Genomic DNA, 16,356 nt, shown 5'->3' with positions numbered 1-16,356 from the left:
CACCGCCGCCCCGACGTGAAGGAGATCATGTGTCCCCCACCCCCCGGCGCCGGAGGACGGCCCTGATCTGGGCCGCCGTCCTCGCCCTCATGATCCCGCAGGGCGTGGCCCAGGCCGCGCCCGATCCCGACAAGATCGACAAAGCCGTCCTGGCGGACCTGGCCGCCGACGACAAGGCCACCTTCTGGGTGCGCATGAAGAGCGGCGCCGACCTCAGCGCGGCCCGCGAGGCGACGACCAAGGACGAGAAGGCCAAGCGGGTCTACCGCGCCAAGACCGAGGTCGCCGCCTCGTCGCAGGCCGGCCTGCGCAAGCTCCTGGCCGCCGAGAGCGCGGGCTTCACCCCGTTCTGGATCGTCAACGCCGTCCGGGTGACCGGCGACGCCAAGCTGGCCGCCGAGATCGCCAAGCTGCCCGAGGTGGAGCGGGTCGAGCCCACCCGCGTCGCCGCGGTGCCCGAGCCGCAACCCGGCAAGGAGGCCGCGCGGGTCGACGCGGTCGAGTGGAACATCGACCGGGTCAACGCCCCCCGGGTCTGGGACGAGCTCGGCAGCCGCGGCGAGGGCATCGTGGTGGCCAACATCGACACCGGCGTACGGTTCGACCACCCGGCGCTGGCCGACCGATACCGCGGCAGGAACGCCGACGGCACCCTCAGCCACGACTACAACTGGTTCGACCCCGCGGGCGTGTGCCCCGCCGCCGAGCCCTGCGACAACAACGACCACGGCACCCACACCATGGGCACCATGGTCGGCGGTGAAGGCGCCAACGTCATCGGCGTCGCCCCCGGCGCGCGGTGGATCGCCGCCAAGGGCTGCGAGAGCAACACCTGCAGCGACGCCTCGCTGCTCGCCGCCGGGCAGTGGATCCTCGCGCCCACCGATCTCGACGGCCGCAACCCCCGCCCCGACCTGGCCCCGCACATCGTCAACAACTCCTGGGGCGGGGCCGGCTTCGACCCCTGGTACAAGGAGGTCGTCGAGGCGTGGGTGGCGGCGGGCATCTTCCCCGCCTTCGCCAACGGCAACCTCTCGGGCGCGGGCTGCAACTCCAGCGGCTCCCCCGGGCAGTACGTCTCCAGCTACAGCGCCGGGGCCTTCGACTCCGCCAACGCCATCTGGAGCTCGTCCACCCGCGGCGCCGGCGAGAACGGCGAGATCAAGCCCAACCTCGCGGCGCCCGGCGTCAACGTGCGCTCGGCCGTGGCGGGCGGCGGCTACGGGGCCTTCTCCGGCACGTCGATGGCCTCCCCGCACGTGGCGGCCACCGTGGCGCTGATGTGGTCGGCCTCCCCCGGCCTGCAGGGCGACATCGCCGCCACCCGGGCGCTGCTCGACCGCTCCGCGATCGACGTCGACGACACCCGGTGCGGCGGAACCGCCGCGGACAACAACGTCTGGGGCGAGGGCCGGCTCGACGCGTTCGCGTCGGTCCAGGCCGCCCCCGACGACCCGCTCGGCACGCTGACCGGCACCGTCACCTCCGGTGGCTCGCCGGTGCCCGGGGCCGCGGTCACCGTCACCGGGCCGCTGAGCCGCACGGTCGCCACCGGGCCGGACGGGACGTACACGCTGCCCCGCCTGCTGGCGGGCGAGTACCGGCTCACCGCCGGGAAGTTCGGGTACCGGGAGACCACCGCCACCGTCACCGTCGTGGCCGACCGGACGGTCACCGAGGACGTGACGCTGACGGCGCTGCCCGCCAGCACGGTCTCGGGAACGGTCACCGTCGGCGGCGCGCCCGAGGAGGGCGCCACGGTGGCCGCGGCGGGCACCCCGGTCAGCACGGTCACCGACGCCGCCGGGCGGTACCGGCTCACGCTGCCGCACGGCGAGTACGAACTGAAGGTCACCCCGGCCTCCCGGTGCGCCGGCAACCTCACCGTGCCGGTCACCGTGAGCGCCGATCTGACCAGGGACGTCGAGCTGCCGCGCCGTACCGACGCCTTCGGGCACACCTGCGCGAGCGCCGCGCTACCGTACGTGGCGGGCACCGAGAAACACCCGCTCACCGGCGACGACGCGGCCCAGCCGGTCACGCTGCCGTTCGCCTTCCCCTTCTACGGCGCCACCTACACCGGCGGATGGATCAGCAGCAACGGGTTCGTGAGCTTCGCCGCCTCCAGCACCTCGGCGGGCAACGGGGCCCTGCCCTCCACCGGCGCGCCCAACACGGCGGTCTACCCCTACTGGGACGACCTCGTCCTGGACGCCCAGGCCGGGGTCTACACCGCCACCGCCGGGACCGCGCCGGAGCGCACCTTCGTCATCGAATGGCGCAACGCCCGCTTCTACGCCGACTCCGCCCAGCGCATCTCGTTCTCGGTGCTGCTGGGCGAGGACGGCTCCATCGGCTACCGCTACCGCGACGTCAACAGTGAGCGCGACTCCGGGATCGGCGCCACGATCGGCATCGAGGGCCCGGACGGCGCCGACGCGCTGCAGTACTCCCACGACACCGCCGCGATCAGCGAGGGACGGGGCCTGACCTTCACCCCGAGCCGGCACGGGCTGCTGAGCGGCGTCGTCACCGACGCCAACGACCGCGAGCCGCTGGCGGGCGCGACGGTGAAGGTCCGGACCGCGGCCACGGCCCTGCTCACCCGGGAGGCCGACGAGGTGGCGACCTTCACCACCGGGCCGGACGGCGCCTTCCTCGGGCAGGTCCCGGCGGGCGACTACCAGGTCGAGGTCTCCAAGGAGCACTACGGGACCTCCACCCGGGAGATCACCGTCACCGCCGGCGCCAGGACCCGGATCGACGTCGCCCTGGCCACCGGCCGGGTGACGGCCTCATCCGGCGAGCTGGCCCTGGTGATGCCGGCCGAGGCCACCCGGACCGGCACGGTCGGGCTGAGCAACCTGGGCGGCGCCACGGCCTACACCGTCGTGACCGACCCCGCCCAGTCCTGGCTCAGCGTGACCCCCGCCGCCGGCGAGCTGGGGCCGGGGGCGTCGGCGACGCTGAGGGTCACCGCCTCCAGCGCGGGCGTCCAGCCGGGCACCGTCCGCACCGGCAGGCTGCTGGTGCGCTCGGCGAGCGGCCGGAACCCGCAGATCGAGATCATCGTGAAGGTCGTGGTGCCCAAGCACCAGGTCGCCGTGGACGCGGGAGGCACCAGGGCGGTCACCGACGGCGTCGGTGACCGGTGGACCCCCGACCAGCGGTACGGCACGGGCGGCCACGGTTATGTGGGCAGCGGGACCGGCACCTCCACGACCAGCAGGACGATCGCGGGCACCACCGAGCAGGAGCTGTTCCGGCGGGCCCGTGAGGGGATGCTGGAGTACCGGTTCGACCAGGTGCCCGACGGCGTCTACACCGTCGAGATGGGCTTCGCCGAGATCCGGAGCATGCGCGAGGGGCGGCGCGTCTTCGACGTCATCGTCGAGGGCCAGCTCGCGATCCCCGCGCTGGACCTGGCCCTGGAGGCGGGCGCGTACACCGCCGTGACCCGTCAGTACACGGTGAAGGTCACCGACGGCCAGCTCAACGTGCGCTTCGCCAAGCGGACGGGGAACACGATCGTCAGCTTCGTCCGCATCTCCGAGCGCCCCGACAGGACAGTGCCGTAGCGACGTGGACCGGTCATCGGCCGTGGCGCCGCCGACCGGTCCCATCGCCTCGGAGCGCACCGGCCTCCGCCGCCCCCCGGGGGCCGGGCCGCCGTCACCCGGCAGCGAGGTTTCCCGGGGAGGCCGTCGTGAGCATCCGACACTCGGTACCGTTCACGGCGGCGCCCCTGAGCCTCAGCCCTCGGTCAGGCGGCTCAGGCGCTCCATGGCCTCGACATACTCCTCGACCATGCCGAACACCACGTCCCCGGCCGGTTTGACCTGGTTCATGGCGCCGATGATCTGACCGGCGGGGAAGGTCGCCAGCTCGGCGGCGTCGGACCGGCCGATCCTCCGCAGCGCGTCCGAGACCAGCATGAACTGCAGCGGCATCGGCAGCGTGCCCGGCGACTCGGCCGACTCCCAGGCGTCGGTCCACTCGTTCTTCAGCAGCCGGGCCGGCTTTCCGGTCCACGAGCGAGAGCGGACGGTGTCGCGGGAGGTGGCCTCCAGGATGCGCCGCCTGGCCATCTCGGGGGTGTCGGCCTCCTCCACGGTCAGCCAGATCGATCCGGTCCACACGCCCTCGGCGCCCAGGGCCATGCCCGCCGCCATCTGGCGCCCGTTGCCGATGCCCCCGGCCGCCAGCACCGGCACCTCGACGGCGTCGACGACCTGCGGGATGAGCACCATCGTGGAGATCTCACCGGTGTGCCCGCCCGCCTCGGTCCCCTGCGCCACCACCACGTCCACGCCGACCTCGACCTGCTTGACCGCGTGCCGGGGGGTGGAGGCCAGCGCGGCCACCTTGACGCCCTTGGCATGGGCCATCTCGACCACGTCGGCGGGGGGCGGGCCGAGCGCGTTGGCCAGCAGCGCGATCGGGTGCTTGAGCGCGACCTCCACCTGCGGCCGGGCGGTGGCGTCGGTCCAGCCGAGCAGCACCTTGCCCGCGTCGGCCTCCTCCGACAGCGGCGGAACCCCGTGCGCGGCCAGCAGGTCGTCGACGAACTTCCGGTGGCCTTCGGGAATCATCCCCTGCAGGCGTCCCACCAGGTCCTCGGGGGAGTCGACGCCGAGGTCGGCCCCCGCGTAGGAGGCGGGCATGACCACGTCGACGCCGTACGGCCTGCCGTCGACGTGGTCGTCGATCCACTTGAGCTCCATCTCGAGCTCTTCCGGAGTGAAGTAGAGCGCGCCGAGCACGCCCATCCCGCCGGCGCGGCTGACCGCGGCGACGACATCCCGGCAGTGGCTGAACGCGAAGATCGGAAACTCGATTCCGAACATGTCCGTGACACGTGTCCGCATGGATTCACCGTACGGCGCACGCCAAGCAAACTGCAACGCGTTCTACTCTAGAATATTCTGTCGGTATCCACGGGAAGCAACAACAAGAACACGTTTCAACGCGACAGTCGGCGCCAGACCGCTCCGGGCAGCACGCGGACGGCCGCCGGCGGGTCCGCCGGCGGCCGTGCGATCATTTGCTCCTCCGCCGTCACACCTTGCGGCCGGCGCCGCGGAGCGCCAGGAACCCTCCGGCCAGCAACAGAAGGCCGACCAGGAGCAGGACCAGCGGGATCGTCGTCTTGATCATGGTGATCTGGCTCTTGCTCTCGCGAGCGTTGTTCACCAGCTGGTTGACGGTCTCGGGGGTCATCTTGGCGACGGCCGTCAGGGCGGTGACAGGAGTGCCGGTGCCGTCCTGGGTCTTCAGGACCTCGTTGCGCTGCTGCTCCTGACGGACCGGAGAGCCGGTCGTGGGCTCGATCCAGTACGTGTTCTTGCCCTCGTAGACGCGGTCCACCTGGACGTCACCGGTCGTGCCGGTCAGACCCATGATCGAGGCGGGCACGGTCCGGGTCTCGGTCTTGGTGGGCGGAACCGTCTGCTCGAACTTGTAGGCCAGCAGGCCGTTGACCTGCTCCTCAGCGACGAACTTGGCGTCGAACGCCATGCCCGCGGTGGAGTTGAAGACCTTGTAGGTCTTCTTCTCGACGTCGAAGGGCCACTTGTAGATCTGGCCCTCCAGCTTGACCGGCTTCTTGTCGATGTTCACCGCGCAGCAGGTGATGCCCTCGCCGGTGAACTTGTTGAAGGCGCTTCGCCGCTCGGTGATCGAGATGCCCGGGTTGTTGTTCGTCACGTCGTTGACCACGGTGAACTCGTCCCAGACGACCCGGTCGCCGTCGGCCTGGCTCACGTCTCCGCGCGTGGTGACCGTGATGCCGAGCTGCCCGGTCATCACCTTGAGGTCCTTGGCGCTGAAGTACTGCGCCCCTTCGGCCTCCAGCGTGCTGACCCCGTACTGGTCGGCCGGCGCCGCGATGAGGCTGCCCCCGATCTGGAACCGCACGAGCGGCGCCAGAACGATGAGGAACGCCCCGACAGCTATAAGGACAATTCCGACCACTCGGCGCATCGATCCTCCTGAGGGTCCCGCTGATGCAGGTTTGCATGGGGGGTGAAATCTACTTAAATGAGTTGCTACCGGCCAGTATGTTAGTGACGCCGATCACTCACGTCACCGAGGGATGCGGAAAAGTGACCGAAACAAGTTCTAGATTGGAACCCGGCACCCGGCGACCACCGGGTGCCGATGACTATCTGGACGCCCTCGACGGCATGCGCGCCGTCGCCGCCCTCACCGTGCTGCTCTACCATGTGGCGATCGAGTCCGGCGAGGCCCTCAAGGACACCTACATGGGAGCGCTGCTCTCCCGGGGTGACATCGGCGTCCCGATCTTCTTCACTCTGTCCGGTCTGCTGCTCTACCGCCCCTTCGCCGTCGCCGCCATCACCGGGGGTCCCGGCCAGAGCGTCCGGACCTACCTGCGCAAGCGCGCGCTGCGCATCCTCCCCGCCTACTGGCTCGTCGTCGTGGTGGCGATGTTCGCCTGGTCACGCGACCATGTGACGGACGTCGGCACCTGGCTCTACCTGCTCCTCCTGGGTCAGAACTACAACCCCGATCCCTGGTGGTTCGGGCTCGGCCCCAAGGGACTGGCCCAGATGTGGAGCCTGTCCGTGGAGATGAGCTTCTACCTCGCGCTCCCCGTCATCGCCGCCGTCCTCGGCCGGTACGCGCGCCGGGCCGGGCCGGCCCCCGGCGCGCGGGCCCGGCGGTTGCTCAGAGGACTGGCCGCCATGGCGGCGATCTCCTACGCCTGGGCCGTGTTCTCCTTCGTCCCCTTCTACCAACCGCACCTGAACCTCTGGCTTCCCCGATCGCTGGCGTACTTCGCCGGCGGCATGGCGCTGGCCGTGCTCATCGTCTGGGCCCGGGCCGAGCCGGAGGGACCCGCCTCCCGGACGGCCCGCGCCGTCACCGCCTCCTGGGGATCGTGCTGGTCGGTGGCGGCGATCGCCTTCGGGTTCGCCGCCTCCCCGGTCACCGGGGTGCGTTTCCTGGGCGTCGAGAACCTCTGGACCGGCCTGTTCGAGCTGGCGCTGTACGGCATCGTGGCTGTGGCCCTGGTCGCCCCGGTAGCGCTGTCCGCCCCGGACGACACCCCGCTGAACAGGTTCCTCTCCGGCCGGATCATGCGCTATCTGGGCAAGATCTCCTACGGTGTCTTCCTCTGGCAGTTCGTCGTGCTGTTCCTCTGGTACGAGATGACGGACCAGGAGCCCTGGACCGGGAACTTCCCGGTCAACCTGGTGGCCGTGACGTTCTTCACGGTGGTGCTGGCCGATCTCACCTACCGGTTCGTCGAGGAACCCGCCCGCCGGCTCGGCTCACGTCGCCGCCTCCCGCGAGCGCCCGTGTGAAGGGCCCGCCGCGACGCAGTGGAACAGGCCAGAACCATCACAACGATCTTACGGCAGTGAGGACCCCATCCCGATGACCGACGTCCCTTCCGCGGAGACGGCGAAGACCGCCGCACCGTTCCGTGCCGACCTGCGCCGGTCGGTGCGACTGTTCAGCGCCTTCCGCAAGGAGCAGACCGACCCCGACTTCTTCTACGGGCTGCTGGCGAGAGACACCGTCGCCCAGCTCGCCGCCTACACTCCGCTCGACGGCAGGCTCGTGCTGGACGTGGGCGGCGGTCCGGGCTACTTCGCGGACGCCCTGCGTGAGGCGGGCGCGCGACCGGTCTGCGTCGACTGCGACGCGGGCGAGATGAGCATGAGGGACGGTTCTCCGCCGGAGGGCGCGATTCTGGGAAGCGCGCTGGACCTCCCCCTCGCCGACGGCACGATCGACGTCTGCTTCTCCTCGAACGTGCTGGAGCACGTTCCGGACCCGTGGCGGATGACCGACGAGATGGTCCGGGTCACCCGGCCGGGCGGCCTCGTCTACCTCTCCTTCACCAACTGGCTCTCGCCGTGGGGCGGCCACGAGACCTCTCCCTGGCACTATCTGGGCGGTCACCGGGCCGCGCGACGCTACCAGCGCGTCCACGGCAAGCGGCCCAAGAACGTCTACGGCGAGAGCATGTACGCCGTCTCCGTGGGTGCCGCACTGAAGTGGGCCAGGTCGTGCTCAAACGTCGAGATCGTCGACGCGCTTCCCCGCTACCACCCGCGCTGGGCGAGCACCGTGATCCGCCTCCCCGGCCTCCGGGAGATCGTCACCTGGAACCTCCTGCTGATCCTGCGCCGCCGTTGAACGCCCGCGCCGGCCCGGCAGGACGACCGCGATCAGCGAGAGCAGCCCGAGGCCGGCGAGGATCGCCGGGATGATCGTCTCGATCATGCGCGCCCGGGCGGCGAAGGTCGCCGCCGCGTCGACGAGCATCGCGACGTCCCCGTCCACCGTGCGCAGTCTCGCCTCGAACGTCACCAGCCGTTCCTGATCGTCAGGGGTCCTCAGGGTCTCGCGGGCATACTCCTCGACCTTGACCGGCAACCCGCTGCGGGGCTCCACCCAGTAGACGCGGGACGATTGCGCATACTTGACGACCCTGACGGCGCGTCCCGGGAATCCGACGAGAGAGCCGGGCAGCGGGTCCGCCACGTCCTCGATCTTGACCGGCGGGGTGTCCTGCTCGTAGCGGTAGACACGCAGCCCGCGCAGCGTCTCCTCCCCGGTGTAGCGCATCCGGGCGTCGCTCAGCGTGACGGGATCGAAGAAGGGGTAGGCGACCGGACGGGCGTCCACGGGCCACCGGAAGGCCAGGCCGTTCTGCCGGATGTCGCTCCGGGTGCCGACATACCCCTCACAGCAGTCCTTGGCCAGACCCGTCCGCCGGTCGAAGGCGACCCTCCGTTCCTGGTAGGCGATCCGCGCCCCGTTCCTGTCACTGGTCGTGGCCAGTTCGGTCCAGACCGAGGTCTCGTCGTCCCCCTCGAAGGAGCCCGCCTGCAGAACGACGGTCCGGTGGACCGGCTCACCCGTGTGGAGCCGGAGCCTCGCCCAGTCGAAGTAGACGGCCCGGTCCGCGGCCAGATGAGTCGTCGACGGGTACGGCTCCCGCGGATGGAGCGCGCTGTCCGGGTAGACCTGGAAACGCAGCAGTGCCGCCAGGATGAGCGTGAACGAACTGACCGCGAACAGGACGACCTGGCGGTTCTTCACGGTTCTCATGGCGCGGGCACGGCCGTTCCGGCCTTGACGTCCCCCAGGCAGACCGTGTTCCCGGACGGGACGCCGATGACCTCGATCTGCCGCACCGGGGCGGGAAGCGGCACATAGAGCTGGCCCAGCCCCTCGGACAGGGTGACCGTGTACTTGGCGTCGCCGGCCAGCACGCTCACCTCGGTCCGCTCCTCGGTCCACGTGCCCAGGCGCACCAGGCTTGCGGTGTCCCCGCCGCCGGGAATCGGGACCGTGACCCGTCCCTGCCGCCTCGGCCAGCACCCGCCGGGAGGATCCTGCTTGACCCCGTTGACGTCCACCGGCCGCAGCCGGCCGTCCGGACCGAAGACGAGTCCTCCGGTCGCCGCCGTGGGCGTGCGCATCCGCTCGCGGAGGTCTCCGTCCGCCAGCGGCGACAGCAGGCGTGAGGTGAGGCCGTACTTTCCATACCCCTGAGAGAGCATGAAGTCCGGCACCGGGGAGTCGAAGACGACCTGCCCCCGCTTGACACCGGCCAGCGCCTCGCGCGCAGCGGTGAGATAGTCGACCTTGTCCCGGGCTCCGAGGTGCGCGGCGAAGCCGTTGATGGACACCAGCGAGGCCACCGTGAATCCCCCCACGAGCAGGCCGCCCGCCGCGTACACCGCCTCCGCCCTGGGAAGCGGCCGCAGCCAGGGCCGGTCCTCGCCGAGGAGCGGCATCACCAGCAACCCGGCCGTCAGGGCCAGGACCGGCAGGGCGTCGGCGACGTACCGGGTGTCCATGCCGAGGAAGCTGCCCGCCAGGTAGACGCGGCCGTACAGCGGCGGCGGAACGTCCGCCAGAAGCACCCACCCCAGCAGGATCGACCAGGCCGCGAGCGCGCGGCGCCGGTAGCGGAGTGTCGCGAGGAAAAGCGCCGCCACGACCAGCGCGCAGACCCCGACCAGCGGCCAGGGGGGTGCCGCCACGGCTCGGTCCGGGCCGGCGAACCAGCCCCAGGGGCCGCCCAGCGCGGTGGTCAGGAACGTGCGGCCGAGCAGATTTCCCACGAAGCCCAGCCCGTCCTCCAGCGACGGGAGCCCTCCCATGCCGGGACCCGCGTTGAGGGAGCGCACCAGATACAGGCCGACGAACGCGGCGAGCATGCCGCCGTAGGCGAGCCACAGCCGGATCCGCCCGCGCAACCCGCCGAAGTAGGCCCATGTCAGCGCGGCGAGCAGCACGGGGATGACCGCGGCCTTGACGAAGAAGAGCATGCCCAGGAGGATCCAGCCGATCGCGGCCGCCGCGTACCGGTTCCGCCCCGTCCGCAGGAAGCGCACGTGCGCGGTCACGGCCATCGGCAACGCGATCTGCAACGGGACGGTGTTCAGCGCCGCCGCCCACCAGGTGAGCACGGGCACCGAGGCCGGGGCCAGGACGAACAGCGTCAGTGGGACGAGCACCAGCAGACGCTTGCCGAACAGGGTGGTGAGCATGCGGTGGACGGCCAGTCCCGCAAGCGTGTGGGCGGTCACGACGAGCGCGGCCACCAGGGTCCAGTCGTACGGCGCCAGCCGCACTATGACCCAGTCGAGCGCGAACCCGCCGGGCATGAACTGCCCGAGGTAGGTGGTCGTCAACCAGGCCGGGTCGGGCTCGGCCTCCATCGCCCTGGCCGCGTAGGCGAAGTCGTCCTCCTTGAAATAGGCCTGGGCGACGATCACCGCTTTCAGGACGGCCTGCACCAGCAGCAGGACGAGCGCGCCGGCCAGCACGCCACGGCCGGGCCGCGGCACCGCCGCTGTGCGCGTCTCCGCGCCTCCCTCCGTCTGCATCACGTCCATGAGTACTCCGGTCTCGATCCGGAATCGGATACGGCCGCGGCACGCTCGAGCGCGGGCCTCCCCAGGTTGCGCCGGGCCGCAACGGGGTGCAAGCCCGACGCCAGCACGGCGAGCGCGACGAGCGCGGTCCACTGGCCCGTCCATTCCGGAAGCCCGGCCGCCAGCCCGGCACCGGCCGCGGAGAAGAGCGCCGCGGGCACCAGAGGAGATCTGATGGCGTCGGCGGCCCGCCTGAGCCAGCCGTCGGCGAGGTGCTCGGCTCCCGCCACCTGCTGAGCCCAGACGGCCAGGAGGAACGTCAGGAGCGCAACCGCCGCGCCGGCCGGGCCGAGGACCCAGAACCCGAGCACCGGCACCACCAGAGCGGCCGAACGCGGGGCGGCGGGAAGTGCCGCGGGCCGGAGCGGCCGGCCCCGTCCGGGCCAGAGCGCGAGGCCCACCACGAGCAGGGCCAGTCCGGCACCGGCCAGGAGCGCGGTGCGGTAGGGCCCATCGGGGGCGTAGTTCATCGTCACGGTGCCGGAGACGTTGGCGGGAAGCAGCCACGCCTGCCGCCAGCCGTCGAGGCGGATCGCCGTCAGCTCCCTCCCCTGCAGGGTGGCCCGCCAGCCGCTGTTGAAGTTCTCGTTCACCACGAGGTAGGACACTCCGGAGGTGGTGACCCGCACCTCGCGGGTGCCCGCGTCCCAGCGTTCGGCCCGGACCGGTGCCATCGTGACCGGGTCGGACTGCACCCGGCTGCCGCGGATCACCACCGACCGCACCCGGAACGGGTCATCGTGCTCGGCGGTGACACGGACGCTGCCCGGGACGACCGAGACCCGGGTGCAGGCCCGGTAGATGACCTCCCTGCCGTTCAGCACGTCGCCCAGCGTGCCCTCGACGACCTCGGTGGGCACTTCGTTGCCGTTCACGGACAGCGTCGGGCCGAACCCGCACGGCAGCTGGAGCGGGAAGGCCTCCAGGTCGGGCACGCTCGCCACGCCGGGGATCGAGACGTCGACGAGTTCGAGCGGGCGCGACACCGTCGTCTCGAACTCGATCTTGAGAAGCTTCGCCCGTACCGGAGCGATCTGGAGCCAGCCGCTGGACCCCGGCCAGCCGGAGCGGACCACGCCGCGGTCCGTCCGGACGGTGACCCGGACGGGCGGGAGACCGAGATACGAGTCGGGGAAGTCGAACTTGATCCGCGAGATCGGCGTGGTCCGTCCCAGGTCCACGGTGAGCTCGGGCCGCCGGTCGAGCGGGTCGGCGTACCAGATCGTACGGTTGTCACCGTCGAACGCGGCCCGGCCGAGAACGGCCGGGTGGTCGACGATCGTGGACGACGCGGTCACCTTGGGATAGGAGTCGGGGAGCGTCACCAGCCGCTCCGCGGTCGTCGGATCGCTGAGCAGCGCCCGGCCGGTGATCTCCCAGTCACCGGTCTCCTCGCTCACCACCCTGCGGTTGAAGCCGTACCCGTCCTCCCCCTGAACCTCCAGCCGTTCGTCGCAGGTCCAGGCGAAGGAGCCCCGCATGCACGGAGAGACGTCGCCGGTCCTGGTCAGTACCGTGGTCTCGCTACGGCCCTCGCCGAGGGGCTGTACAGCGATGGTCCGGCCGGCCTCGATCCCCGGGATCGTCACCTCGGACAGCCCCACCCTGCCGGCGAGCGGCCCCGCCCGCTCGCCCTCCACTCCGGTGATGCGGATCCTGACCCGTGAGGTGGATCCGGCAGGCACGGCGAGCCGCTGCTCGTCGGCCGATGTGACCGCCGATACGGTCCTGCCCGTGTCGGTCTCCACCGCGACCTGGGTGACCGGCGGTCCGATCGCCGAGCGTTCGAAGCGCACGGTGATCTGGGGCACCGTGACCGCCTCCGTGAGGCGGACCTCCCACCACTCGCCGACGGGACCGCTCCACCCGTCCGAGCGCCAGCTCGTCCGGGGATCCCCGTCGATCGCCGCGAACGGCTGGCGGCCCGGATCACGCATGCCGGGCAGCGCGCTCGCGGAGCTCTCGGCGGAGGAGGATGAGAGCCCGGCGATACCGGTGTACTCGGCCTCCGAGGTGTACGGGGTCCAGGCGGGGTCGACCACGTCGGCCGCGGCGGCCGGGCGGACGGGGTCCTCCGACTCCGTGAGCGTGGCCGAGGACGATCTCCTCAGATCACTGAAGACGGTCTCGCGACGGCGGAGCGTGTCGGTGGCGATCGTGTTCACACCCGACACCGGGTAGGCCGCCGGGTCGTTCCCGATCACCACGGGCCGGTCGTCCCCCAGCAGCCCTTCCTCGGCGAGGGCGAGGACGGACTCGGGTGCTCCGGTGACCCGCATCGTGTTCTCCGCGGGCAGGATCCCGGCCCTCATCGGTGAGCCCGCGACCCGGTAGATCTCCAGAGCGTCATAGGGCTGGTCGAGCCAGGTCGCGGCGATGTTGCTCTGCTCCTGCCCGACCTGGCGGCCGAAGCCGCGCACCCGCGAGAGGCCGGGCGACTCCTCCAGCGTCTCATGGACCCGGGCCGGCCAGGCGTCACCGATCGTGGCCCGGTCGAGGTCGTTGCGGACCAGGAGATAGCCGACGCCCATCCGCCGGAGCGTCATGCCGAGTCCGAGTGATCCCTTGCCCGCGCTGAACCGCTCGTCCAGGGCCTGCAGAGTCCTGGCGATGCCGGGGGATCCCCAGGGCACGTTGGTGTGGCCGGCCCATCGCACGCCGTCCAGGAGCGGCTGAAGCGGTTCGTCGACGGGCCGGCCCCAGTCGTACTCACCCCGCCGGGATCCGGGGACGACCAGCACCATCTGATCGGCGGCGTTGGTGTTGAGCCAGGTCACCGCTTCGCGCCAGTAGGCGGGCACCTCCCAGAACGAACCCCCGGGCGACACTCCGGACAGTGCGACCGGGGCGAAGCTGAGCCCGGTGACGGTGATCACGGCCGTACGGAACGGCATCCGCGCCCGCACCCGCGCGCTGAAGAGGGCGGCAAGCCCCAGGACGATGGGGAGCCGGATCAGCGCGTCGAACTTGTGCAGGTTACGGAAGGGCGCGAGCGGCCCGTCGAGCAGTTCCCGGGTGAACCCCGCCAGCGGGCCGGCGTGGCCGGCGGAAACGACGATCACGCCGACCAGCAGGGTGAGCACCAGGAACAGGCGCTCCGGCGTGCTCCGGCGTGCCAGGCCGGCCAGGCCGAACGCGGCCACGAGAGCGGTCACCACGATGAGCCAGGGCTGGGTCGCCTGGGCGAAGGCCGCCTCCACCCACGGCCTGCCGTCGGTCTGCAGGAAGCTGAGCCAGCTCGACGTCCCCCTGACGACGTTGGTCAGCGAGGTCACCTTGCTGGTCGCCGTGGCCGTCTCGATGAAGGGCAGGAACGAGAAGATGTGGCGGCCCATGATGAGCAGCGGAGCCAGCCACCAGAAGGCCGCCATCCCGACCAGCGGTAGCCACCAGGCGAGCAGCCTGCGCTTGAGGGGGCCGGCTCTCCTGGTGAGCAGATAGAGGAAGGGGACGACCAGCACGGCGAGCTCGGCCGCCGCGTTCACTCCGCCGCACAGCAGCAGCGCGGCCGCGGAGAGCGCGGCGGCACGGCGTGGGGTGGTGCGGCCGCTCGCTCCCCTGATGAGGGGCAGGAGGATCCACGGCAGGACGGCGCTGGGCAGGAACTCCGAGGAGTTGACGCCGATCAGCGCCTGGGCGTGCGGTGCGAGGGCATAGGCGAGACCGGCGAGGATCCCCGCCTCCGGCGAACCGATGCCCAGCTCGCGGACCACCCGGACCACGCCGAGGAAGGCCGCGATCAGGACAGCGGACATCCACAGCCGCTGGACGTTCCACGCGGGCATGTCGAGGGCGAGCCAGAGGCTGTAGAAGGGCCCCATCGGGAACAGGTATCCGTACGCCTGGTTCTGCAGGTGGCCGAAGAACGTCCCGTCCCACAGGTGTGTCGCCCGCGCGAGGAACCCGAGGGGATTGATCGCCATGTCGAGCTTCGTCTCGGCGATGATCCTGTCGGGCGCCGTGTTGAAGGCGATCGCACCGAGGAGGAGGCAGCCGGCGAACTGCTGGATCCAGCGCCGAAGTCGGGAAGACTCAGACTCCGCAGGGTGAGCCGTCCGAGAACGGTTCCGTGCGTCAAAGGTCAACGGGTACTCAGCGGGGTTTCAGGCTCGTTCCGGACGAGACACGGGTCAATGCAAGTCGTAGGATTCTGCCTCGACGCGTCAGCGTACCCGCTTTTGGACATTTCCGCGCGAATCACCCCGGCCATCAAGGCGCCGGTCCGACCCCACGTGAACTCACCCGCCCAGGTCCGGCACGCCTGCTGGATCTCCGCACGCCGGACCGGGTCGGCCAGCTCCCGGATCGCCCGGTCGACCACGCCGGAGAGCGACTCGCCCTCCCGGACCAGCCAGCCCGTCACCCCGTCCCGGACCGAGTCGCGCAGTCCCGCGACGTCGTAGGCGACCGTGGGCACGCCGAAGGACGCCGCCTCGATCACGGTGAGGCCCCAGCCCTCGAACTCCGAGGCCGTGACGTTCAGCAGCGCCGCGCCGAGGACGGCGTTCTTGTCCTGCTCGGAGAGGAAGCCGTGCAGGTGGACGCGGCCGGAGATGCCCCGCTCGGCCGCGTAGGCGGCCAGCGGCCCGGACTCCGGGCCCCGGCCGACGACGTGGACATGCAGACCCGGGTGGGCGTCCTCCAGCTCGGCGGCGAGCCCGACCACGCGCTCGACGCGCTTGTGGCCGACCAGCCGGCCGAGATAGACCACGGCGGGATCTCCCTCGATCCGCCGCCGCGCCACCGAGCGGGCCGCCGGGCTGCCGTTGGGCACGACCTCGATCGGCGCCAGCCAGCGCAGACGGGTCCGGAGATCCTCGCGGGAGGAATCGGAGACCGTGATCGTCGTGCGGCGGCGGTAGAGCAGGCGGGCCACCGGGCCCTCGACGAAGCAGCCGATCCTGGCCAGCCAGCCGGGGAAGAACGCGTGGAACTGCCGGTCGTGCACGTGGTGGACCAGGCAGATGACCGCGGTGCGGCGCCGCACGACCAGCGGGGAGAAGAACGGGATGCCGTTCATCGAGTCGATGACGACGTCGAACGAGCGGCGGCGGAAGAGCAGCCAGAGCGGGACCAGCAGGTAGACGAGGTAGCGGTTGCCCATCCGGTGGAGCGCGATGCCGTCGACGTGCTCGGACCCGGCCTGGCCGGGCTCGCGGCTGGTCACGAAGTGCACCGTGGCGCCCTGCGCCACCAGGTAGCGGCTGACCTGCCAGGCGTATTCCTCCGCGCCGCCCGCCACCGACTGCCGCGGCTCCCGGAAGTTCAGCACCGCCACCCGCACTCCGGCCAGCGGCGCGTCGTGCGCTCCCGGGGATCCGCCCAGGGATTCCACGCTCAGGGATTCCACGCTCAGCCGGGGCCCTTGGGAGGCCTGAGAGGCCGGGGTGCGCGGCGCGGACTCAGCCCGTCCACCGGATAAGACCAC

General features: G+C 71.2%; 8 protein-coding genes and 1 pseudogene. 3 read left to right on the top strand and 6 right to left on the bottom strand.

What is annotated here, in order from left to right; all coding sequences use genetic code 11:
• Positions 1–29: 29 nt before the first annotated feature.
• Complete coding sequence (locus IEZ08_RS21330) at positions 30–3,578, top strand: NIDO-like domain-containing protein (RefSeq protein ID WP_203863439.1); 3,549 nt, start codon at positions 30–32, stop codon at positions 3,576–3,578.
• 174 nt (positions 3,579–3,752) lie between these two features.
• On the opposite strand, the gene IEZ08_RS21325 is transcribed toward IEZ08_RS21330, so the two are convergent.
• On the bottom strand, positions 3,753–4,868 hold the full coding sequence (locus IEZ08_RS21325) for an NAD(P)H-dependent flavin oxidoreductase (RefSeq protein ID WP_068921510.1): 1,116 nt from the start codon (positions 4,866–4,868) through the stop codon (positions 3,753–3,755).
• Between the two features lie 190 nt (positions 4,869–5,058).
• Positions 5,059–5,982 (bottom strand): cell envelope lipid trafficking protein PgfA, encoded by a 924-nt coding sequence (gene pgfA / locus IEZ08_RS21320; protein ID WP_068921509.1) that lies wholly within the window; start codon positions 5,980–5,982, stop codon positions 5,059–5,061.
• Between the two features lie 143 nt (positions 5,983–6,125).
• On the opposite strand from pgfA (IEZ08_RS21320), the gene IEZ08_RS21315 reads away from it, so the two are divergent.
• Together IEZ08_RS21315 and IEZ08_RS21310 are read left to right on the top strand one after the other, a co-directional pair.
• Complete coding sequence (locus IEZ08_RS21315) at positions 6,126–7,331, top strand: acyltransferase family protein (protein ID WP_229803369.1); 1,206 nt, start codon at positions 6,126–6,128, stop codon at positions 7,329–7,331.
• Between the two features lie 73 nt (positions 7,332–7,404).
• Positions 7,405–8,172: a class I SAM-dependent methyltransferase gene (locus tag IEZ08_RS21310; RefSeq protein ID WP_068921507.1), complete on the top strand. Its 768-nt coding sequence runs from the start codon at positions 7,405–7,407 to the stop codon at positions 8,170–8,172.
• Between the two features lie 33 nt (positions 8,173–8,205).
• Here the strand turns inward: IEZ08_RS21310 and pgfA (IEZ08_RS39700) are convergent.
• The 4 genes and pseudogenes from pgfA (IEZ08_RS39700) to IEZ08_RS21295 all read right to left on the bottom strand — a co-directional run.
• Positions 8,206–9,090 (bottom strand): annotated as a pseudogene (gene pgfA, locus IEZ08_RS39700) (cell envelope lipid trafficking protein PgfA); the annotation flags it as partial.
• Positions 9,087–10,889 (bottom strand): glycosyltransferase family protein, encoded by a 1,803-nt coding sequence (locus IEZ08_RS21305; RefSeq protein WP_068921506.1) that lies wholly within the window; start codon positions 10,887–10,889, stop codon positions 9,087–9,089. The gene IEZ08_RS21305 and the pseudogene pgfA (IEZ08_RS39700), both read right to left, overlap by 4 nt.
• Positions 10,880–15,013: an alpha-(1->3)-arabinofuranosyltransferase gene (locus IEZ08_RS21300; protein ID WP_189242769.1), complete on the bottom strand. Its 4,134-nt coding sequence runs from the start codon at positions 15,011–15,013 to the stop codon at positions 10,880–10,882. Before IEZ08_RS21300 ends, IEZ08_RS21305 begins: the two co-directional genes overlap by 10 nt.
• Complete coding sequence (locus tag IEZ08_RS21295; protein ID WP_229803365.1) at positions 15,010–16,263, bottom strand: glycosyltransferase family 4 protein; 1,254 nt, start codon at positions 16,261–16,263, stop codon at positions 15,010–15,012. Before IEZ08_RS21295 ends, IEZ08_RS21300 begins: the two co-directional genes overlap by 4 nt.
• Positions 16,264–16,356 lie beyond the last annotated feature (93 nt).

Origin of the sequence: Planobispora rosea, assembly GCF_014648175.1 — a bacterium.
Lineage (GTDB): Bacteria > Actinomycetota > Actinomycetes > Streptosporangiales > Streptosporangiaceae > Planobispora > Planobispora rosea.
This window is presented reverse-complemented; position numbering and strand designations above follow the sequence as displayed.